Origin of the sequence: Actinophytocola sp., from assembly GCF_036002505.1 — a bacterium.
Lineage (GTDB): Bacteria > Actinomycetota > Actinomycetes > Mycobacteriales > Pseudonocardiaceae > DASYTH01.
Genome location: NZ_DASYTH010000185.1, coordinates 1 through 21,626, shown reverse-complemented (window position 1 = coordinate 21,626; position 21,626 = coordinate 1). Strand labels below are relative to the sequence as shown.

18 protein-coding genes, 1 tRNA gene and 1 pseudogene are annotated in these 21,626 nt (G+C 71.2%); 15 read left to right on the top strand and 5 right to left on the bottom strand.

The features are described 5' to 3' along the window. Positions 1-86: 86 nt before the first annotated feature. From VGR06_RS15535 to cimA, 7 genes are all read left to right on the top strand, one after another. On the top strand, positions 87-1,934 hold the full coding sequence (locus tag VGR06_RS15535) for an acetolactate synthase large subunit (protein ID WP_327559780.1): 1,848 nt from the start codon (positions 87-89) through the stop codon (positions 1,932-1,934). A gap of 63 nt (positions 1,935-1,997) precedes the next feature. After that, positions 1,998-2,504 (top strand): acetolactate synthase small subunit, encoded by a 507-nt coding sequence (gene ilvN / locus VGR06_RS15530; protein WP_327559779.1) that lies wholly within the window; start codon positions 1,998-2,000, stop codon positions 2,502-2,504. A gap of 161 nt (positions 2,505-2,665) precedes the next feature. Then, positions 2,666-3,679 carry a ketol-acid reductoisomerase gene (gene ilvC, locus VGR06_RS15525; RefSeq protein ID WP_327559778.1) on the top strand — a complete coding sequence of 338 codons (1,014 nt, stop codon included), beginning with the start codon at positions 2,666-2,668 and terminating at the stop codon, positions 3,677-3,679. A 9-nt stretch (positions 3,680-3,688) separates the two neighbouring features. Continuing rightward, the gene (locus VGR06_RS15520; protein ID WP_327559777.1) at positions 3,689-3,982 is read left to right on the top strand and encodes a DUF397 domain-containing protein; all 294 of its coding nucleotides are present in this window, start codon (positions 3,689-3,691) and stop codon (positions 3,980-3,982) included. Between the two features lie 203 nt (positions 3,983-4,185). Further along, complete coding sequence (gene serA, locus VGR06_RS15515; RefSeq protein ID WP_327559776.1) at positions 4,186-5,784, top strand: phosphoglycerate dehydrogenase; 1,599 nt, start codon at positions 4,186-4,188, stop codon at positions 5,782-5,784. Positions 5,785-5,928: 144 nt separating this feature from the next. Further along, positions 5,929-6,978, top strand: coding sequence for a 3-isopropylmalate dehydrogenase (locus VGR06_RS15510; RefSeq protein WP_327559775.1), 1,050 nt, complete (start codon positions 5,929-5,931; stop codon positions 6,976-6,978). A gap of 324 nt (positions 6,979-7,302) precedes the next feature. Beyond that, positions 7,303-8,928: a citramalate synthase gene (gene cimA / locus VGR06_RS15505; protein ID WP_327559774.1), complete on the top strand. Its 1,626-nt coding sequence runs from the start codon at positions 7,303-7,305 to the stop codon at positions 8,926-8,928. Positions 8,929-9,013: 85 nt separating this feature from the next. On the opposite strand, the gene VGR06_RS15500 is transcribed toward cimA, so the two are convergent. Next, positions 9,014-9,826, bottom strand: coding sequence for a serine hydrolase domain-containing protein (locus VGR06_RS15500; RefSeq protein ID WP_327559773.1), 813 nt, complete (start codon positions 9,824-9,826; stop codon positions 9,014-9,016). Between the two features lie 51 nt (positions 9,827-9,877). On the opposite strand from VGR06_RS15500, the gene VGR06_RS15495 reads away from it, so the two are divergent. Beyond that, entirely contained in the window at positions 9,878-10,648 is a 771-nt protein-coding gene (locus VGR06_RS15495) for a fumarylacetoacetate hydrolase family protein (protein ID WP_327559772.1), read from the top strand. Between the two features lie 142 nt (positions 10,649-10,790). Here VGR06_RS15495 and VGR06_RS15490 read toward each other — a convergent pair whose 3' ends face one another. Then, positions 10,791-12,026, bottom strand: a complete 1,236-nt coding sequence (locus tag VGR06_RS15490) for an FAD-dependent oxidoreductase (RefSeq protein WP_327559771.1) — start codon at positions 12,024-12,026, stop codon at positions 10,791-10,793. 168 nt (positions 12,027-12,194) lie between these two features. Between VGR06_RS15490 and VGR06_RS15485 the strand changes: the two are divergent. The 5 genes and pseudogenes from VGR06_RS15485 to VGR06_RS15465 all read left to right on the top strand — a co-directional run. Next, positions 12,195-13,019, top strand: a pseudogene (locus VGR06_RS15485) (glutamate--tRNA ligase); the annotation flags it as partial. A 143-nt stretch (positions 13,020-13,162) separates the two neighbouring features. Continuing rightward, positions 13,163-14,011: an HAD family hydrolase gene (locus tag VGR06_RS15480; protein WP_327559770.1), complete on the top strand. Its 849-nt coding sequence runs from the start codon at positions 13,163-13,165 to the stop codon at positions 14,009-14,011. A 13-nt stretch (positions 14,012-14,024) separates the two neighbouring features. Further along, positions 14,025-14,096, top strand: a tRNA-Gln gene (locus tag VGR06_RS15475). 204 nt (positions 14,097-14,300) lie between these two features. Then, positions 14,301-14,519 (top strand): LLM class flavin-dependent oxidoreductase, encoded by a 219-nt coding sequence (locus VGR06_RS15470; RefSeq protein WP_327559769.1) that lies wholly within the window; start codon positions 14,301-14,303, stop codon positions 14,517-14,519. Positions 14,520-14,591: 72 nt separating this feature from the next. Continuing rightward, positions 14,592-14,747: a hypothetical protein gene (locus VGR06_RS15465; RefSeq protein WP_327559768.1), complete on the top strand. Its 156-nt coding sequence runs from the start codon at positions 14,592-14,594 to the stop codon at positions 14,745-14,747. Here the strand turns inward: VGR06_RS15465 and VGR06_RS15460 are convergent. Both VGR06_RS15460 and VGR06_RS15455 read right to left on the bottom strand, forming a co-directional pair. Then, positions 14,737-16,524, bottom strand: coding sequence for a DJ-1/PfpI family protein (locus VGR06_RS15460; protein WP_327559767.1), 1,788 nt, complete (start codon positions 16,522-16,524; stop codon positions 14,737-14,739). The two genes, VGR06_RS15465 and VGR06_RS15460, sit on opposite strands and share 11 nt — an antisense overlap. Before the next feature lie 145 nt (positions 16,525-16,669). Then, a complete protein-coding gene (locus VGR06_RS15455; RefSeq protein ID WP_327559766.1) occupies positions 16,670-19,381 on the bottom strand; it encodes a helix-turn-helix transcriptional regulator in 2,712 nt (903 codons plus the stop codon). Between the two features lie 70 nt (positions 19,382-19,451). Here VGR06_RS15455 and VGR06_RS15450 point away from each other — a divergent pair, with 70 nt between their 5' ends. Continuing rightward, positions 19,452-19,895, top strand: a complete 444-nt coding sequence (locus VGR06_RS15450) for a hypothetical protein (protein ID WP_327559765.1) — start codon at positions 19,452-19,454, stop codon at positions 19,893-19,895. Here the strand turns inward: VGR06_RS15450 and chrA are convergent. Then, the gene (gene chrA, locus VGR06_RS15445; protein ID WP_327559764.1) at positions 19,864-21,024 is read right to left on the bottom strand and encodes a chromate efflux transporter; all 1,161 of its coding nucleotides are present in this window, start codon (positions 21,022-21,024) and stop codon (positions 19,864-19,866) included. The two genes, VGR06_RS15450 and chrA, sit on opposite strands and share 32 nt — an antisense overlap. A gap of 80 nt (positions 21,025-21,104) precedes the next feature. On the opposite strand from chrA, the gene VGR06_RS15440 reads away from it, so the two are divergent. Further along, a complete protein-coding gene (locus tag VGR06_RS15440; RefSeq protein WP_327559763.1) occupies positions 21,105-21,326 on the top strand; it encodes an EF-hand domain-containing protein in 222 nt (73 codons plus the stop codon). Positions 21,327-21,626 lie beyond the last annotated feature (300 nt).

Sequence of the window (21,626 nt, the reverse complement as noted above, 5' to 3'; positions counted from 1 at the left end):
CCTCGTACGACCGAAGACGGTCGACGGGGGTTTTTTGTTGCCACGGCCAGCAAAACGCCCACACCGAGACCCACGAGGCTTGAACGATGACCAGCGCGACATCACGACCCGCCCCGGTCGCCGCGACCCCCGGGCCGGCCCGGCCCGGTGCCGCGAACGCCCGCCCCAAACCCGCGCCGCCGGCCGGCACACCCGTCCGGGTGACCGGCGCTCAGTCGCTCGTGCGATCCCTTGAGGCGGTCGGCGTCGAGGTGGTGTTCGGCATCCCGGGCGGGACCATCCTGCCCGCGTACGACCCGCTGCTCGACTCGACCAAGCTGCGGCACGTGCTGGTTCGGCACGAGCAGGGCGCCGGGCATGCGGCCAGCGGCTACGCGCACGCCACCGGCAAGGTCGGGGTGTGCATGGCGACGTCCGGCCCGGGCGCGACGAACCTGGTCACCCCGCTGGCCGACGCCGGCATGGACTCGGTGCCGGTGGTGGCCATCACCGGCCAGCAGTCCCGGGCGCTGATCGGCACGGACGCGTTCCAGGAAGCCGACATCTGCGGCATCACGCTGCCCATCACCAAGCACAACTACCTCGTGACCGACCCGGCGGAGATCCCGCGGGTGATCGCGGAGGCGTTCCACCTGGCCAGCACCGGCCGGCCCGGCCCGGTCCTGGTGGACATCCCCAAGGACGTGCTCCAGGAGGCCACGAGCTTCTCCTGGCCGCCCGAGCTGCGGCTGCCCGGCTACAAGCCGACCACCCGCCCGCACGGCAAGCAGGTCCGGGAGGCCGCGAGGCTGATCGCCGCCGCCCACCGGCCGGTGCTCTACGTGGGCGGCGGCGTGATCAAGTCGGGGGCGCACGCGGAGCTGCGCCAGCTCGCCGAGCTGACCGGCATCCCGGTGGTCACGACGCTGATGGCGCGTGGCGCGTTCCCCGACTCGCACCAGCAGAACCTCGGCATGCCCGGCATGCACGGCACGGTGGCGGCGGTGGCCGCGATGCAGAAGGCCGACCTGCTGATCGCGCTCGGCGCCCGGTTCGACGACCGGGTCACCGGCCAGCTCGCCACGTTCGCGCCGGACGCGCAGGTCGTGCACGCCGACATCGACCCGGCGGAGATCTCCAAGAACCGCAAGGCGGACGTGCCGATCGTGGGCGACTGCCGGGAGATCCTGGTGGAGCTGATCTCCGCGGTGCGGGCCGAGCACGCCGACGGGCACCGCCCCGACCTGGACGGCTGGTGGCAGCAGCTGAACTCCTGGCGGGAGGACTACCCGCTGGGCTACGACTGGCCGACCGACGGCACGCTCTCCCCGCAGTACGTGATCGAGCGGATCGGCCAGATCGCCGGCCCGGACGCGATCTACACCGCGGGCGTGGGCCAGCACCAGATGTGGGCCGCGCAGTTCATCCGCTACGAGCAGCCGGGCACCTGGATCAACTCCGGCGGCCTGGGCACGATGGGCTACGCGGTGCCGGCCGCGATGGGCGCCAAGTTCGGCATGCCGGACAAGGTGGTCTGGGCCATCGACGGCGACGGCTGCTTCCAGATGACCAACCAGGAGCTGGCCACCTGCGCCATCGAGGGCGCGCCGATCAAGGTCGCGGTGATCAACAACGGCAACCTGGGCATGGTCCGGCAGTGGCAGAACCTGTTCTACTCCGAGCGCTACTCGCAGACCGACCTCGGCACGCACAAGCACCGCATCCCCGACTTCACGCTGTTGGCCGAGGCGTTGGGCTGCGCCGGCCTGCGCTGTGAGTCCAAAGAGGACGTGGACGCGGTGATCCACCGGGCCATGGAGATCAACGACCGGCCGGTGGTGGTCGACTTCGTGGTCGGCAAGGACGCCCAGGTGTGGCCGATGGTCGCGGCGGGCACCGGCAACGACCACATCATGGCCGCGCGCGGCATCCGCCCGCTGTTCGACGAGGACTAACCCTATGGACACGTCACAAGATGTCCTGAATGTGGCATTCACGGCACTTGGAGAGGCCGTCTCATGAGCATTCACACGTTGAGCGTTCTCGTCGAGAACAAGCCGGGTGTGCTGGCCCGGGTGGCCGGGCTGTTCTCCCGGCGCGGCTTCAACATCGAGTCGCTGGCGGTCGGGCCGACCGAGCACGCCGACATCTCCCGGATGACGATCGTGGTCGCGGTCGCCGAGCAGCCGCTCGAGCAGGTCACCAAGCAGCTCAACAAACTCGTCAACGTCATCAAGATCGTCGAGCTGGAGCCGTCGATCGCGGTGCAGCGGGAGCTTCTGCTCGTCAAGGTGCGCGCCGACGCCACCGTGCGCAGCCAGGTGCTGGAGACCGTGCAGCTGTTCCGTGCCAAGGTGGTCGACGTCTCGCCGGAGGCACTGACCATCGAGGCCACCGGCACCGCCGATAAGCTCGAGGCGCTGCTGCGCATGCTCGAGCCCTACGGGGTCCGGGAGATGGTGCAGTCCGGCATGGTCGCCATCGGCCGCGGTCCCCGTTCGATCACCGCCACCGGCGTGCGCTAGAGGGTTCTGCACAATCCAGGTTGGGAGTGGACGGCACGCTGGCCCACCGCGAGCAACCTGGCGGACGACCGGCTTTGCCAGCGCAACCACGGACCTTTGTGCAGAACCCTCTTTGAGTTAGACACTGTCCCCCAAACCAAGGAAGGAAGTACCCGAGAGCAATGGCAGTCGAGATCTTCTACGACGACGACGCGGACCTCGCCGTCATCCAGGGCCGCCGCGTGGCCATCATCGGCTACGGCAGCCAGGGGCACGCGCACGCGCTGAGCCTGCGGGACTCCGGGGTGGACGTCCGCATCGGACTGCCCGAGGGCTCGAAGTCCCGGCCCAAGGCGGAGGAGGAGGGGCTGCGGGTGGTCACCCCGGCCGAGGCCGCCGCCGAGGCCGGCCTGATCATGATCCTGGCGCCGGACACCAGGCAGCGGTCCATCTACGCGCAGGACATCGCGCCGAACCTCAACGCCGGCGACGCGCTGTTCTTCGGGCACGGGTTCAACATCCGCTACGGGCTGATCACCCCACCGTCCGATGTGGACGTTGCAATGGTGGCGCCGAAGGGTCCCGGGCACCTGGTCCGCCGGCAGTTCGTGGACGGCAAGGGCGTGCCGTGCCTGATCGCCGTCGAGCAGGACCCCTCCGGGTCGGCCACGGCGCTCGCCTTGTCCTACGCCAAGGGCATCGGCGGCACCCGGGCCGGCGTGATCAAGACGACGTTCACCGAGGAGACCGAGACCGACCTGTTCGGCGAGCAGGTGGTGCTCTGCGGCGGCACGACGGCGTTGGTACAGGCCGGTTTCGAGACGCTGGTGGAGGCCGGCTACGCGCCCGAGGTGGCCTACTTCGAGTGCCTGCACGAGCTGAAGCTGATCGTGGACCTGATGTACGAAGGCGGCATCGCGCGGATGCGCTACTCGATCTCCGACACGGCCGAGTACGGCGACGTGTCCCGGGGTCCGCGGCTGATCAACGACGCGGTGCGGCAGGAGATGCGCACGATCCTGCGCGAGATCCAGGACGGTTCGTTCGCCGAGGAGTGGGTCGCCGAGGACGACGCCGGGCGGCCGAACTTCGCCAAGCTGGTGCAGGCCGGTGAGCAGCACCCGATCGAGGAGGTCGGGCGGAAGCTGCGTGGGCTAATGTCGTGGGTCGACCGCCCAATTACTGAGACCGCATGAGGGGACACGATGAGCGACCAGGAGTCGCGAACCAGTGCGCCGATCTATGACGACAAGGCGCACGTCCGGGGCAAGCTCGACCTGACCAACGCCGAATGGCAGCGCGCCGCCGAGCCCGACGCCGACCCGGACGGCGAGTACGTCGAGATCGCCTTCGTCCCGCACACCGACGGCAAGACCTACATCGCCATGCGCAACTCGAAGTACACCGGCCCCGACGACACGGTGCTGGTGTTCACCGAGTCCGAGTGGGACGCGTTCGTGCAGGGCGCCAAAGCCGGCGAGTTCGACGAGCCGTGGTGAAATGCGGTGAATGCGTCGTTCCTCACCGTGGACGCGAGGAACGACGCATTCACCGCACTCGCGGACCGGTAGTGCCCTTGTGTCAGCTCGCTCACCACTAGGTGGAACGGTTCAGCCGACCTCCTAGACTGCTCCTGCGCGTGGCGGTTACACCGTCGTAACCCCGGTCGCCTTCGCCATTTCGAACCGTGGGAGCCAGAGTCGTGAGTAACCCGAGCCGTCCTGTCGTTCTGATCGCCGAGAAGTTGGCGCCGTCCGCCGTCGCGGTGTTCGGCGACGAGGTCGAGGTCCGCTACGTCGACGGCACCGACCGGCCGGCGCTGCTCGCCGCGGTGGCCGAGGCCGACGCGCTGCTGGTGCGGTCGGCCACCAAGGTCGACGCCGAGGTGCTGGCCGCCTCGGACCGGCTCAAGGTGGTGGCCCGGGCCGGGGTCGGGCTGGACAACGTGGACGTGCCGCCGGCCACCGATCGCGGCGTTCTGGTGGTGAACGCGCCCACGTCCAACATCGTCTCGGCCGCCGAGCACGCCGTCGCGCTGCTGCTCGCGGTCGCCCGCCGGGTGCCGGCCGCGGACCAGAGCCTGCGCGGCGGCGAGTGGAAGCGCAGCTCGTTCTCCGGTGTGGAGCTGGCCGGCAAGACCGTCGGCGTGGTGGGGCTCGGCAAGATCGGGCAGCTGTTCGCGCAGCGGCTGGCCGCGTTCGGCACCGACCTGATCGCCTACGACCCGTACGTGTCGCCGGCGCGCGCCGCCCAGCTCGGCATCGAGCTGGTGAGCCTGGACGAGCTGCTTTCCCGCGCGGACATCATCTCCATCCACCTGCCGAAGACACCGGAGACCAAGGGGCTCATCGGCAAGGATGCGCTGGCCAAGACGAAGCCCGGCGTGCTGATCGTCAACGCCGCCCGGGGTGGGCTGATCGACGAGGAGGCGCTGGCCGAGGCGGTCCGAAGTGGACACGTGGGCGGCGCCGGGGTGGACGTGTTCGTCACCGAGCCGACCACGTCGAGCCCGCTGTTCGAGCTGCCCAACGTGGTGGTGACGCCGCACCTCGGCGCGTCGACCGCGGAGGCGCAGGACCGCGCCGGCACCGACGTGGCCCGCTCGGTGCTGCTGGCGCTGCGCGGCGAGTTCGTGCCGGACGCGGTGAACGTGGCCTCCGGCGGCGTGGTCGGCGAGGAGGTGCGGCCGTTCCTGCCGCTCACCCAGAAGCTCGGCAAGGTGCTCTCGGCGCTGTCCGGCAAGCCGCCCACCTCGATCACGGTCGAGGTCCGCGGCGAACTGTCCACAGAGGACTTGACGGTGCTGCCGCTGGCCGCCGAGCGCGGCGTGTTCGCCGGGATCGTCGAGGATCAGGTCACGTTCGTCAACGCGCAGCGGGTGGCCGAGACGCTCGGCGTGGCGGTCGAGGTGACCACCGAGCCGGAGAGCACGGCGTACCGCAGCCTGGTCACGTTGCGCGCGGTGTACCCGGACGGCACGACGCTCACCGTCGGCGGCACGCTCACCGGGCTGCAGCAGGTGCAGAAGCTGGTCGAGGTGAACGGCCGGCACTTCGACCTCCGCGCCGAGGGCATCGTGCTGCTGCTGGAGTACCAGGACCGCCCGGGCGTGATGGGCCGGGTCGGCACGCTGCTCGGCGAGGTGGGCATCAACATCGAAGCCGCGCAGCTGAGCCAGACGACGGACAAAACGGACGCCATCATGTTGCTGCGCGTGGATCGCACCGTCGACCAGACCGTGCTCTCGTCGATCGGAACGGCGGTCGGCGCCCGTTTGGTCCGCGCGATCAGTTTCGACTGACCGCCGACCCCTCGCGACACGCTGCGACGTCACCTGGTCGGGTGGCCTCGATGATCGCCCGGGCGTGTTCCGGGTAGCCTTCCCTGGACTGTTTCCCTTTGTCGTGTTCGGTGGCGAAGCGCCAGTAAGGCTCTGGAGGTGTGCATGCGGCTCGCGGTGATCCCCGGTGACGGGATCGGGCCCGAAGTGATCGCCGAGGCGCTCAAGGTGCTCACCGAGGTGGTGCCGAATGCGGAGATCACCCGGTACGACCTCGGCGCGGCCCGATGGCATGCGACGGGCGAGCTGCTGCCGGAGTCGGTGCTCGGTGAGCTTCGCCAGCACGACGCGATCCTGCTCGGCGCGGTCGGCGATCCGTCCGTGCCGTCCGGCATCCTCGAGCGGGGCCTGCTGCTGCGCCTGCGGTTCGAGCTCGACCACCACGTGAACCTGCGCCCGGCGCGGCTGTATCCCGGGGTGAAGAGCCCGCTCGCCGACCCGGGCGAGATCGACATGATCGTGGTGCGGGAGGGCACCGAGGGCCTCTACGCCGGCAACGGTGGACTGTTGCGAAAGGACACTCCACACGAGATCGCCACCGAGGTCTCGGTCAACACGTCCTACGGCATCGAGCGCGTGGTCCGCGACGCGTTCGCCCGCGCCGCCGGCCGGCCGCGCAAGCACCTGACGCTGGTGCACAAGACCAACGTGCTCACCCACGCCGGCTCGCTGTGGTCCCGGGTGGTCGAAGAGGTCTCGTTGCAGCACCCCGACGTCACGGTGGCCTACCAGCACGTCGATGCCACCACGATCCACATGGTGACCGACCCCGGCCGGTTCGACGTGATCGTCACCGACAACCTCTTCGGCGACATCCTCACCGACCTCGCCGCAGCGGTCACCGGCGGCATCGGGCTCGCGGCCAGCGGCAACCTCGACAACACCCGGCGCAACCCGTCGATGTTCGAACCGGTGCACGGCAGCGCCCCGGACATCGCCGGCCAGGGCGTCGCCGACCCCACCGCGGCCGTGCTCTCCGTGGCGCTGCTCCTCGATCACCTCGGCGAGCACGAGGCCGCCCGCCGCATCGAGGCCTCCGTCGCGTTCGACCTGGCCACCCGCGACCACCCGTCCCCGGGCAACACCTACGCCATCGGCGACCGCCTCGCCGCCCTGGTCTCCTCCAACACCTCCACCACCCGCACGGACGTGTAGGCCTGGTCCGCCTCTCCCGAATTTGACTCCTGTCGTTGCGTTCCATCGAACGATGCGGTTGGCCGGTTGACCGTGGCCGGGCGCCGTCACGGTCCCCTGAGGTTGCGTTGGTCGGAGCGAAGTGGGCCAGCTCGTCCCAGGTTCTGGGAGGGGCGGCCCGCGAGTTGGTATCGGGGAGACGGGTGTGCCAGTATGTGGCCGTGACCACGTTTGTGATCATTATTGATGAGCGCGCTGGGTAGCACAGCTACACACCCGGCGCGCTGACCTCTCGCATCCCCGCGGGAGGTTTTTTGTTGTCCTGGACCAGGATCGAGGAGACCAGTGAGCCGCACCGCCCCCGCCGGCACGCCGCTCGGCGACGAGTTCCATGTGTACGACACGACGTTGCGCGACGGGGCCCAGCGGGAGGGTATTTCGTACTCGGTCGCGGACAAGCTGGCCGTGGCCCGGCTGCTGGACGAGTTGGGGGTGGGCTTCATCGAGGGCGGCTGGCCGGGCGCGCTGCCCAAGGACACCGAGTTCTTCGCGCGGGCGGCGGCCGGCGAGCTCGAGCTGCGGCACGCCGCGCTGGTCGCGTTCGGGTCGACCCGCCGGGCCGGCACCACCGCCGCGGACGACCCGCAGGTGCGGGCTCTGCTGGAGAGCCAGGCGCCGGTCGTCACGCTGGTCGCCAAGTCCGACCGGCGGCACATCGAGAAGGCGCTGCGCACCGACGTGGCCGAGGCGTGTGCCATGGTGCGCGACACGGTGGCGTTCCTGACCGGCGAGGGGCGGCGCGTTTTCCTTGACGCGGAGCACTTCTTCGACGGGTTCGGGTTCGATCCGGACTGCGCGCTGCGGGTGCTCACCGCGGCGGTCGAGGGCGGCGCGGACGTCGCGGTGCTCTGCGACACCAACGGCGGGCAGCTTCCGTTGGGGCTGGCCGACATCGTGGGCGAGGTGATCGCCCGCACCGGGTTCCGGGTCGGCATCCACTGCCAGGACGACACCGGCTGCGCGGTGGCCAACAGCGTGGCCGCGGTGCAGGCCGGCGCGACCCACGTGCAGTGCACCGCCAACGGCTACGGCGAGCGGGCCGGCAACGCCGACCTGTTCGCCGTCGTGGGCAACCTCGTCACCAAGCTCGGCATGCCGGTGCTGTCCGCGCCGCGCGTGCCGGAACTTGCCCGGGTCTCGCATGCCCTTGCCGAGATCGCCAACATCGCACCCGACACCCACCAGGCCTACGTCGGGTCGTCGGCCTTCGCCCACAAGGCGGGCCTGCACGCGAGCGCGATCAAAGTGGATCCGTTGCTGTACAACCACATCGACCCGACCGTGGTGGGCAACGACATGCGGGTCCTGGTCACCGAGATGGCCGGCCGGGCCAGCCTCGAGCTCAAGAGCCGGGAGCTCGGGGTCGACCTGGCCGGCCAGCCCGCCGTGCTGAACTCCGCCGTCCGCCGGGTCAAGGAGCTCGAAGCCCGAGGCTGGTCCTTCGAAGCCGCCGACGCCTCGCTGGAACTACTCCTGCGCACCGAACTGTCCGAAGTGGACAACCTGCCGTTCGCCCTCGAGTCCTACCGCGTCATCCTCGACCACCGCCTCGACGGCGAGGTGGTCTCCGAAGCCACCGTCAAGGTCCACGTCGCCGGCCAGCGCGTCATCGCCACCGCCGAAGGCAACGGCCCCGTCCACGCCCTCGACGCCGCCCTCCGCACCGCCCTGGTTCCGCACCTCCCCTGGCTCGACGAAGTCCAACTCACCGACTACAAAGTCCGGATCCTGACCGACCACCACGGCACCGACGCCGTCACCCGCGTCCTCGTCGAATCCACCGACCACGAACGCGAATGGACCACCGTCGGCGTCCACGGCAACATCGTCGAAGCCAGCTGGCTCGCCCTCTGCGACGCCTTGGCGCACAAGGCTCTCCGAGTGCGGTCGGCCGTAGCCGCCACCGGCTAGCGTGCTTTCCCAGAGGGGAAGCAACGTCACGTTCATGCCGTGGAGGGCAAGGAAGGTCCGCTCCCTCGAAGGAAAGCTGACAGTTTCAGGCGCCGTGTTCGGACAGGATGGCGTCGGTGAGGGTGGGCCACGCCGCGATTGCCCAGTCGCCGAAGGGGCGGTCGGTGAGGGTGACGCAGGCCAGGCGGGCGGCGGGGTCGACCCAGAGGAAGGTGCCGGACTGGCCGAAGTGGCCGAAGGTTTCCGGGGAGCTGTGCTTGCCGGTCCAATGTGGACTCTTGTGGTCGCGGAGCTCGAAGCCCAGCCCCCAGTCGTTGGGCTTTTGCTGGCCGTAGCCGGGAAGGACGCCGTTCAGGCCGGGGAACGCCACATGGGTCGCCTCGGTCAGGGTCTCGACCGACACCAGGCGCGGTGCGAGCAACTCAGCGGCGAAGCGGGAGAGGTCGTCGGTCGTGGAGACGGCGCCGGACGCGGGGGAGCCGTCGAGCCTGGTGGCCGGCATGTCGAGGGGGTCGAGGACGGCTTCCTGCAGGTACTGGGCGAACGGGATGCCGGTGTGGGTGGCGAGGGTGTCGGCGAGGAGGGTGAAGCCGGTGTTGGAGTAGATGCGGCGGGTGGCCGGCGCGGCGAGGACGCGGTCGTCGTTCAGGTTCAGGCCGGAGGCGTGGGCGGCGAGGTGGCGGACGGTGGAGCCGGGTGGGCCGGCCGGCTCGTCCCAGGTGATCGCGCCCTCTTCGACGGCGACGAGGGTGGCGTAGGCGGTCAGCAGCTTGGTGACGGAGGCGAGCGGGAACGTGCGGTCCGGGGCGCCGAACGTGGCGAGCACGCGGTCGGGTGCGACGACCGCGACGGACACGTTGTCGACGGGCCAGTCCGAGGCCAGGCGCAGGCTCTCCACGCGGCAGACCGTACGCCGCGGACGGTGCCGGCGCCGGGCTAGGGTGGGCGCGTGCGTATCGCTCGTATCGCTCATCCCGACGGCATGGCGTTCGCCGCGCTCGAGGGCGACGGGGACGGTGCGGAGGCCGCGGAGATCGCCGAGCACCCGTTCGGTGAGCCGCGGCTCACCGGCCGGCGCTGGCCGCTCGCCGACGTCCGGCTGCTCGCCCCGATCCTGCCGCCCAAGATCATCGGCATCGGCAAGAACTACGCCGACCACGCCAAGGAGATGGGTGGGGACGCGCCGCCCGACCCGGTGATCTTCCTGAAGCCGTCGACGGCGGTGATCGGCCCGGGTGTTCCGATCAAGCTGCCGCCCGACTCGTCCAGAGTGGACTACGAGGGCGAGCTGGCCGTGGTGATCGGCATGCCGTGCCGGGACGTGCCGGCCGCGCGGGCGAAGGACGTGCTGCTCGGCTACACCATCGGCAACGACGTGACCGCGCGCGACCAGCAGAAGTCCGACGGCCAGTGGGCCCGGGCGAAGGGCCACGACACGTTCTGTCCGCTCGGGCCGTGGATCGACACCGCGGTCACCCCAGACGACCTGGCGCTGCGCACCGAGCTCGACGGCGAGGTGAAGCAGGACGCGCGCACCTCGTTGCTGCTGCACGGAATCCCGCGCCTGGTCGAGTGGGTCTCGCACGTGATGACGCTGCTGCCGGGCGACGTGATCCTCACCGGCACCCCGGCCGGCGTCGGCCCGATGTCGCCCGGGCAGAGCGTCTCGGTGAGCATCGAGGGCCTCGGCACTCTCACCAACCCCGTCACCACCCGGTAGCACCCCGGCGTGTTGGCGCGTCACGTCGGTGTGTTGGCCTCCCACGCTGTTGTGTTGGCGCTACACGCGGCTCGGCATCGCGCGAGGCGCCAACTCGGCTACGCCAGCGGCAAACATGGCGACGCCAGCGGCCAACATGGCGTTAGGGGCGGCGGGCGAAGTCGGGGGCGTGTTCGGGGCGGGGGCCGATGGCGACGATGTAGGCCGGGATGGCGCGCAGGGCCGGGATGTGGCGGGTCAGGAAGATCGGCGCCTTCGGGAACGACGTGATCTCGCCGCGGAGGACCGGGCCGACGAGCACCCGCTGGATCACCCGCTGCAAGGTCTGGGTGACCACGGTGGGGAACCAGCGGCGGCGGCGGATCCTGGCCAGGTCCGCGGCGCCGACCCGGTGCTGGCGCAGGGGTTCGGCCAGCAGGGTCGCGGTGGCGACGGCATCCTGGACGGCGACGTTGATGCCGACGCCGCCGACCGGGGACATGGCGTGCGCCGCGTCGCCGATCAGCAGCAGGCCGTCGGTGTGCCAGCGGTGCAACCGGTTGAGCCGGACGTCGAGCATCGGCACCTGGTTCCAGTCGGTGAGCGTGTCCACCGCGTCGGCCAGGTCCGGGGCCAGGTTCACGATCCGCTCGCGGAAGCGCGGGATGCCCTCGGCGCGCAGCGCGTCGTTGGTGCCCTTCTTCAGGAAGTAGGCGACCTGGAAGTAGTCGTCGCGGTTGATCGTGAGCAGCAGCTCGGATCCCTTGATGCGCGGGGAAATCCCGCTCACCGGCCCGCCCTGTTCATGGCGCGGCAGCCGGAACCACCACACGTCGAACGGAACCGGGAACTCCTTCGGCGCCAGTCCGGCCTCGTCCCGCAGCAGCGAGGTGCGCCCGTCGCAGGCCACGGTCAGGTCGGCGCGGATCGTGCCGGTCTCGCCGCCGCTGGTGCGGTAGCGGACGCCGGCCACCCGGCCGTTCTCCTTGATCAGTCCGGTGGCCGCGGTGTTCATCCGCAGGCTGAACGTGGGCTCCTGCTTCGCGGCGTCCACCAGGAGGTCCAGGAAATCCCACTGGGGCACCGTGGCAATGTAGTTGTACGGCGGCCGCAGCCGGGAGATCTCGCCCAGCGTCACGATCTTCCCGTCCGGGCCCGGAAACGCCACGGTCTCCAGCCGGCTCTGCGGCAGCTTGCGGAACTCCTCGCCCAGCCCCAGCTCGTCGAGCAGCCGGATGGTCGAGGCGTGCACGGTGTCGCCGCGGAAGTCCCGCAGGAAGTCGCCGTGCTTCTCCAGCACCGTGACCTCGACGCCGGCCCTGGCCAGCAGCAGACCGAGCACCATCCCGGCGGGGCCACCACCGACGACCAGGCACGTGGTTCGCTCGTTGTCGGCCATCTTCGTTCACTCCCCAATTTCAACATCGGTTGAATACTTCAAGGGTCCACCCGGACACCAGGCGCGTCAAGGGAAATCGGTGTGGATGCCCTGAACGGGCTATGACGACACCCACACTGCACACCCGGCAGAGCGAGCGGGGCGCGATCTACGCCGACGTCGCCGCCCGGCCAGGATCCCAAGCTGGGCTACGACAACGCCGACCGCGAGCTGACCGCCGAGCAGATCGCCGGGCTGCGCGCGCAGGGCCGGGGAACCGGTGCTGCGGCTGCGGAGGCCGGACGCCGACATCACGTTCACCGACCTGGTGCGGGGCGAGATCACGTTCCCGGCCGGCTCGGTGCCCGCCCCGGTCCTGGTCCGGGCCAGCGGCGCCCCGCTCTACACCCTCACCAACCCGGTCGACGACGCGCTGATGCGGATCACACACGTGCTGCGCGGCGAGGGCAACCGGAAGCTGTCCAAACGCGACCCCGAGATGACCCTGTTCCTGTACCGGGAAAGGGGTTTCCTCCCCGAGGGGCTGCTCAACTACCTGGCGCTGCTGGGGTGGGCCATCGCCGAGGACCGGGACGTCTTCACCATGGCGGAACCGCCTTCCGGCGCGCAGCTGGCGACCCTGCGCGCCATTACCCCGCTCATTCAGGAACGGCTCATCGTGCTTTCCGATGCCCCCGGAATGGTGGGTTTCCTGTTCGTTTCCGAGGACGAGTTCAGCCCCGAGCCGGAATCGGTGGCGAAGGCGCTCGGGCCGGCCGCCGAACCGGTGGTCAACGCCAGCATCGCCGCACTCGAGGGCGTGGCCGCGTGGTCCGCCCCGGCCATCGAGGACGCGCTCAAGGCGGCGCTGTCGACGGCCTCGGGCTCAAGCCACGGAAGGCGTACGCCCCGGTGCGGGTCGCGGTCACCGGCCGCACCGTCTCGCCGCCGCTGTACGAGTCGAGGGAACTGCTCGGCCGCGACCGGTCGCCGTCCCGGCTGCGCCGCGCGTAACACGGCACCGCCGGGGAGCGATTACCCCAGTTTGGGCGCTTGTCCCGTCTCAAGTGGACATCCCGATCTGGATCGAATCAGAACCAGCACCATCCCCTGAACGGCCGAATCGGCGGGGGTGGCAACGCGCCTAGCCTCTCGGGGTGACTTCTGCGGTCGTGCCGATGCCCGTGCACTGCGAGCTGCCCCACGCCCACGGTCCCCGGCTCCAGGCCGTCTGCCTGGACATCGACGACACCCTGATCGACTTCACCACGGCGGCGCGGAAGGCACTGTACGGAATGATCGGTCGCGACGACATGTGGTCGACCTGGCAGCGGATGACCGAGGAGCACGTCGCCCGCGTCGTCGCCGGTGAGCTGGACTCGGGCAGCATGCGGCTGGCCCGCACCAAGGCTTTTCTCGCCGACCTCGGCGCCGTGGTCGACGACGAGCTGGTGCACCGCCTCGAGGACCGCCGGCGCGCCGAGGTGGACGAGGCCTGGGCGCTGTTCGACGACGTCGTCCCGTGCCTGGACTGGCTGCAGGCCGCCGGGCTCAAGGTGGCCGCCGTGACCAACGCCTCGGGCGCCCACCAGCGGGACAAGCTCAACGCGCTGGGTATCGCCCGGTTCTTCGACACCGTGGTCATCGCCGGCGAGCTCGGCGCCGCGAAGCCCGACCCGCAGATCTTCCGGGCCGCCTGCGACCGCCTCGACGTCCCCGCCCAGGAGGCCCTGCACGTCGGCGACCGGCTCGATGTCGACGCCGTCGGCGCCCGCGACGCCGGCCTGCTCGGCGTCTGGCTCGACCGCTGCGGCCGCGAGCCGCCCGGCGACCCGGGCGTTCCGGTCATCGAGACCCTCTCCGACCTGCCCGAGCTCATTGTCAGCGAGTACGTCACGCCGTCCGCGACCGGCCCCGCCGGCGTCCCCGGCCAGCGCGCGACTGATCCGGTTTCCGGTCCGCACGGCGGGTGGTCTACCATCTCCCTTCGGCAGCACGGGCAGTGACCATCGCTGCTGGTGGGGTATGGTGTAATTGGCAGCACGACTGATTCTGGTTCAGTTAGTCTAGGTTCGAGTCCTGGTACCCCAGCCCCTCGGGGGGCGTGTGTCCGCGGAAAGCGCGGACCGGGGCGGGTCTGCTGTTTTGTGGGGGCCAAGCCCCCACACCCCCGGCCGGGGGCAAGCCCCCGGACCCCCGCGTTTGGTCGCCAATTGTGGTTGAGGTCGGCTTTTATTGGTGCTGGCTTTTCGCATTTACCACGGAATCGGTTGGCCGTCGCGGTAGAAGCCGCCGGTGTCTTCCACGGATCCGTTCCTCGACCCGTTGATCCACCTCGCCTACGTCGCGGCGGTCACCGACCGGATGGAGCTCGGTACCGGGGTCATCGTTCTGCCCCAACGCAATCCGCTGGTGCTGGCGAAGCAGGCGGTGTGCCGATGTCCGAGCGGGGCAGCCGCACCGACGAGTACCTGGACGCGGTGGCGGCCCTGTGGTCCGACCCGGCACCGGTGAGCTACCAGGGCCGGCAACGTCTCGTTCCAGAACGTCGACGAGCATCCCCGGCCGGGCCTGGAGATCTACTTCATGCAGGGCGATCCGGTCGCGATGGACGCGGACAAGGCTAAGCGGTACGCCGACCTCGGGCTCGACCGCCTGCTGCTGTACCCGGCGCCGCTCGAGGATCCCGGCCACGTCGCCAGGTTCCTCGAGCAGCACGCGGACCTCCCGCTCAGCGGGTGAGCGAAAGCTCGGCCGTCCGGATCGGGGCGCTGAGCGGTTCCGGGCGCCGGAGGGTCCGGGTGGTTCGGATCCGGCGGAACACGATGCCGGCGGCGATCGCTGCGGTGGCGCCGAGCAGGGCGAGCAGAATGGGGATGAGGGTCGCCAGCCACGGCCAGCTTCGGCCGGTCAGGTCGACGTCGTGCACCGGGTACTCGAGGGTTTTGGCGGCGAAGCGGGCGGTTTGCACGTCGTAGGTGCGGGCGATGTCGCGCAGCACCGGGTCGAACGCGAACTCTTCGGTGGTGTGGAGGTACTCGGGGCGCGGACCCGCCGATGTGGCGGAGTGCTGCCGGGCGGCGTCCAGGCCGGGCACGAGGAGGCGGTCGAGGTTGCCCGCGTTTGCGACCGTGGAGCGGGGGACGAAGGTCAGGCCGTGCCGGGAGCGGATCGGGCCGTCGCCGACCGCGACGGTGCGGCCGATCAGGGACTGCTCGGTGTAGGACATGAACGCGGAGGCGAGCTCCAACTCGCCGGTGCCGCCGGTGAGCTGAACCCCGATGGTCGATGGGCCGGGCTGGTAGGAGGCGTTGAGCGCGACCACCACGTCGGGAATTGCCCAGCTGGATTCGGGGATCCGGGCGGCGGTGCCGGGGGAGTAGTGGCGCCAGTGGACGTTGTCCGCCGCCGCGCGGGCGGTGTTCGTGCCGGCGAGCCGTTCCAGGATGCGCAGGGCGCCGTCGATTCCGGACAGCACGCCGGCGGTGGTGATCACGTTGCCGTCGTCGACGTAGCGCCGGCCGCTCACCCAGTTGATATTGCGGAAGTCGTTGCGCAGCCCGGAAAGTCGGGTCCAGTGGGAGGTCGCCGGCCGGCCGTCCAGCAGCCCCGACTCGGCGAGGGTGCGGGCTCCGTTGCAGACGCTGACGGTCAGCGCGCCGGCGCCGGACTGCTGCCGCAACCAGGTGGTGATGGCGTCGCGCTCCGCGGCGTCGGGCTCCTGCAGGGCCGGGATCACCACGGCGTCGAGGCGGTCGTGCCGCTCGGCCAGCAGGGCGGCCAGCCCGTCGAACGTCAGGTCCGGCACGAGGTCCAGACCACCGGTCAGCGGCACCAGCCGGGCGCCGGCCGAGACGACGTAGGTGTTGAGCGCCCCGGTGCCGGCCAGCGTCTCGTACGGCCCGAGCAGGTCGGCCGCGTTGGAACCCTTGCTGCCCACCAGAAACGCCACGGTCGGCTTGGCCGGATCATGGTCGGCGGCCTTCGGCGCCGGCTCGACCGACACGGTGTCCGAACGGGCCTCGTACCGGGCGCCGAACTTGCCGATCGTGTTCACCGCCGAGACCGCGGCCGGGACCAGCAACGCGATCAGCACGACGGCGGCCCGCCACACCCACTTCGGCCGGATGTGGTGCCGGTGCTGCGTGTACTCCGCGCGCCGCCACAGTATGGCCAGCGCCATCGTCACGAACATGAGCGGGTGCCCGACGGACATCACCAGGTGGCCCGGCAGCACCCCGAACCAGTACGGGACAAGCAGAACGAGGAACGGCAGGATCATCGCCACGCTCATCTCGCCGATGCTTCGCCATCCGTGCCGGCGCATCCGCATCCACGCGGCCATCCCGATCGTCATGTTCGCGGCCATGACCAGCGTGTCGACGTCGGTCCGGGTGATCTCCGGCAGCACCGCGCTCCACAGCAGACCGAGCAGCAGCATCCCGAGCATCATCGCGATGACCATCTCGGTGTAATGCAGGAGAAACCGGCCAACCATGCGCGCCTTGTGAATCGTCATCGCCAGGCTCCTAACGGGACGGGATTTCGACACCGCCAACGCTAGGAAGACCGGGCAGCCGGGCGAATCAGTGAAGTTGCCGGTCTCTCATGCCTTGAATGCCGCCTTCGAGACGTTGAACGTCCTGAAGGCGGCCTTCAGGGCATCAACCCCGGACAGCGAGGACGAGGCGCATCAGCTCGGCGCGGGAGGTGAGGTCGGCTTTCTGGAAGACCTTGCGGAGGTGGTAGTCGACGGTGCGGGGGCTGAGGAAGAGCTGGGCGGCGATCTCGCGGTTGGTCAGGCCTTCGCCGACGGCCAGGGCGATGCGCAGCTCCTGGGGGGTGAGGGTGCTGAGCGCGCCGGCCTCGGGGGTACCGGCGGACTCGCCGGTGGCGCGCAGCTCGCCGAGCGCGCGGTCGGCCCAGGCGAGGGCGCCGATGCGGCGGAAGTTCTCGGCGGCGGAGCGCAGGTGGTGGGCCGCTTCGGAGCGGTGCCGGTCGCGGCGCAGCTGCTCGCCGAACAGCAGCTCGGTGCGGGCATGCTCGAAGGGAGCGTCGGAGAGGGCGTGGCGGCGCAGGGCTTCGGGGTAGCCGGCGCCGGTGCCGGTCAGGGCCTGGCAGCGGGCGGTGCGGGCGGCCAGCGCGGGGGCAGGGGTGGGGCCGGTCCACCGGGCGTGGAGGGCGGTCGCCGCGGCGGCGCGGTCGGGCTCGCCGGCCCGGACCAGGGCCTCGACCAGGTCGGGGAGGACGCCCATGGCCAGGTCCGGGGGCGGGTCGGTGTCCCAGATGCCGATCGCCTCGAAGTGCTGCGCGGATTCGCGGTGCCGGCCGGCAACCAGCTCGATGAGGCCGAGGGCCCGCCGGGCGTAGGCCATCGCATCGGCCAGGGTGCGGCCGCTGGCCTCGGCCAGCACCTCGGTGGCCAGCTCGGCGGCGTCCGGGCGGCCCCGGAGCGCCGCGCAGAGGGCGAGCAGCCCGCGGTTGCGGCAGGCGGTGTTCGGCTGGCCGACCTCCACGGCGAACTGGACGCCCTCCTCGGCGTGCGCTTCGGCCAGCCCGAACCGGCCGCGGGCGAGCTCGTCGGCGGCCTGGTACTCGAGGTTCCAGGCCAGCGCGCCGAGCGCTCCGGTGGTGCGCGCCAGCTGCCCGGCGGTGCGGTACAGGCGCCGGCTCAACTCGTCGTCGCCGAGTGCGCGGGCGATCGCGCCGGCCAGGGTCATGGTGATGGGATCGTTCAACGATTCGACGATGGTGCGATCCTCTTGTGGCCGGGGAGGATTGTCCCCGGTGCGGATCCGGCTCGCGGTGCGGAGCAGCCGGAGCACGCCGTCCTCCGGGTTTCCCGGTTCCGGCGGGACGTCCTCGAGCCAGCCGGCGAGGTCGGACCAGGCCCGCGGCAGGTTGGTGCGGACCCCGAGGTCGCCGTACATCGCCACGGTCGGGGTGTAGCGGCGCCGGTCGATCACCAGCGCGCGCGGGATCCAGGGCCTGATCAGGTCCAGCGCGTCCTCGGGCGAGCCGGCGAACCCGGCCACGATGGCGCGCATGACCGCCACCGAGATCCGGTCCGCCTCCTGCAGCTCCGGCTCGCGCTCGGCCCGGTCGAGCAGCTCCACGGCGGTGGCGGTGAACCCGCCCCGGATGGCCGCGCGGGCGGCGCTCCACAGCCGCCGCCCCCGGCGCGGACCGTCCGCGGTGAGCTCGGCGGCCCGGGACAGCGCGGCCAGCGCCGCGGCCAGCGCCGCGGCCGGACCACCGCGCAGGGCCGCCTGCTCGGCCGAGTGCTCGAGCTGCTCGGCGGCCCGCTCGTCGGGCCCGGTGGCGGCCTGCCCGAGGTGCCAGGCACGGCGGTGCTGATCCGCCGGGGTGTCGAGGGCCGCGGCGAGGGCGCGGTGGATCGCGGCCCGCCGCCCGGCCGTGGCGCTGTGGTAGATCGCGGACCGGATCAGCGGGTGCCGGAACACCAGCCGGCTCCCGTCGTAGGTGAGCAACTCGTCGAGCTCGGCCCGGTGCAGCGGCCCGGTCGCGATGTCCAGCTCCGCGCCGGCCTTCTCCAGCGTCTCCACGCTGCCCGAGCCGTCGGCCGCGACCAGCTGGAGAAGCGGCAGCAACTCACCGTGCCGCGCCTGGATCCTGGCCAGGAACGACCGCCGCAACTCGTCGGTCATGGCCAGCGGCTCCGGCGTGCCGTCCGCGGGCACGCCGGACCCGGCCAGCTCCAGCAGCGCCAGCGGATTCCCCCCGGTGGCCGCCAGCAGGTGGTTCCGCTCGCCCTCGGTCAGCCGCCCGCTGCCGTGCTCGGCCAGCAGCGCCATGGCCGCCTCCTGGTCGAGCCCCATCAGCGGAATCCGGCGCAGGTGCGGCAGATCCGTGCCGTGCCCCTCGTCGGCGCGCGCCGCCAGCGCCAGCACGATCGGCTCGTTGTCCAGCCGCCGCGCGACGAACGCCAGCGTCGTCAACGTCGGCTGATCCGCCCAGTGCGCGTCATCGATCACGCACAGCACCGGCTTCGTCCCGGCCAGCAGGGACAGCAGCGACAGCGTCGACAACCCCACCAGAAACGGATCCGGCGGCGCGCCCTCCGCCCGCCCGAACAGGATGCGCAGCGCCCGCGCCTGCGGCCCCGGCAGCTCCCCCACCAACCCCAGCGCCGGAAGCAGCAGCTGGTGCAGCATCGCGTACGCGAGATCCGCCTCCGGTTCGACGCCGACCGCCCGCAGCACCTGGAACCCGCCGGCCCGCTCCTCGGCGTGGCTCAGCAGCGCGGTCTTCCCGATTCCCGGCTCGCCGTGCAGCACGACCCCGCCACCGTGCCCCGCGGCGGCCGCCCGCAGGACCGACTCCAGCAGCCCGGTCTCCTGATCTCTCCCCAGCACCCCGCCGAGCATAGAAGACCGGCGACTTCGCTGATGCGGTTCGCGGGCCGGGTTCCTAGCGTTGAGCGGCATGATCCCTGCGGCATTGAGCGGCCGGACCGCCCTCGTCGTCGGAGCAGGCGCCGCGGTCGCCGACGCGTTGCGCCGGGCCGGCGCCAACGTCGTGCGGAGGGATCCTGCCGAACCGGTGTCGGTGCGGCGGCTGGTGGAGCAGACGCTCGGCGCGTTCGGGCGACTCGACCTGGCGGTGAACGGCGGCGAGGCGCGTGGGGTGTCGCTGGCGATGAGATACGAGATCCCGGCCATGCGGGGGACCGGCCGGGTCGTGAACCTCGCGATGACGGCCGACGTGATCGAGGTGACGCGCGCCGCGGCGGTGGAGTTCGCCGGCTCCGGTGTCCTGATCAACGCGGTGGCGGCCGGACCAGGTGACAGCGCCGGGGACGTGGCCGACGCCGTCCTGTGGCTGTGTTCCGCGCCGGTCAGTGCGGGAGGGGCAGGCCGGCGGTGGTGAGAACGATGCCGGTGGCGGCGGCGCCGAGCAGGGTGAGCACGACGCCGCGGCGCAGGGCCAGGAGGGTGATCGCGGCGGCGCCGAGGATGGCGTACTGCCAGGGTTGGGTGAGTGAGCGGGCCAGGGTGATGGCCGAGCCGGCGATGGCTCCGACGGCGGCCGGCCCGGCGCCGTCGAGGAACGCGCGGACCGTGGGGTTGCTCCGGAGCCGGTCGAAGTGGTGGGCGCCGAGCAGGATGAACGCGAACGACGGGCTGAACGCGACCGCGGCGGCGAGCACGCCGCCGGCGATTCCGGCGGCGGCGTAGCCGATGACGGCGACGGTCTGCACGACCGGCCCGGGGGTGATCTGGCCGAGCGCGACGGCGTTGAGGAACTGCGCGTCGGACAGCCAGTGGTAGTGGTTGACGGCGTCGGCCTGCATCAGCGGGATGATCACGAACCCGCCGCCGTAGGAGAGCGCGCCGACCTTGAACGCCACCCAGGCCAGCGCCGCCAGCGGGCCGGCGGCGAACCCGCCGGCGGCGAGCACCGGAATGGGCGGCAGGAGGGTTCGCCGGGTGGCGTCGTACCGGGCGGCGATCTCGATGGCGCCGCAGGCCAGCAGCACCAGTACCAGCCAGGGGCCGATGAGGGCGGCGGACGCGGTGCCGGCGACCAGGTAGGCAGCCCAGCGCAGCCGCCGGACCCGCCCCTCCGGCCGCACCCGGCGCCAGCTGTCCGGCAGCAGGGTGGCCGCGGCGTGCACCGCGACCGCGGCGACCGCGGAGCCCGCTCCGGCCCCGGCGGCGAGGATCGCCCGGGGCGGCGCGGAGGCGAGGAACAGCGTGGCCAGGGCCAGGATGATGATCAGGCCGGGAACGATGAACGCGACCCCGCCGACGAGCGCGCCGGGCCGGCCGCGCTGCCGCCAGGCGCAGAAGATCGCCAGCTGGGTGGACGCCGGCCCGGGCAGCAAATTGCACGCGGCGACGGCGTCCTCGAACTCGACCGCCGTCAGCCACTTCCGTCGGTGCACGCACAGGTCGCGCAGCAGCTTGATGTGCGTGGGCGGGCCGCCGAACCCGATGCAGCCGATCCGCCCCCACTCGTACAGCACCGTGGCCAGGCTCGGTCGCCGCTGCGTCATGGGGCGGTGTACCCCGCCTTCACGCGCGCGACGCTACCTCAGGCCGGTTCGGTCCGCGCGCGCCCTATGCTTCTGTGCCCATGGCGACTCACGATGACCTCACCGACGCGTTCAACGAGCTCGACGGCAACGGCGACGGGCAGATCACCAGAACGGAGTTCCGGGCCGCGATGACCGCCCGCGGCGAGGAGATCACCGACGCGGAGATCGAGTCGATCTTCGCCGACGCCGACAGCGACCGGGACGGCCAGATCTCCCTGGCCGAGTTCACCACCGCCTGGAAACGAGCCGAACTGGCGTGAGTCGTGCTCGAGGGGCGCCAGCCGGTTGGCGGGGTGGGGTTGGGGAGCAGGGCCGTTTCAAGATCGTTTGGGTGGCGCCTCAGGCGGTGCTACCCGAGGCCGGTGGCGTGCCGGTGGTGCTGACCCGTGCGGCACCTCAGTGTCCATTGTGGAGTGGATGCGAGGAAGGCGTCCTTTCTCACGCCCAGCGTGAGGAAAGCGTCCTTCGTCGCACGACTTCGCCAGCCACTGGAGTACCTGGCGTCACCACAGTCCCATCAGCAAACAGCAACCACTCAGGTGATCTTGAAACAGCCGTGC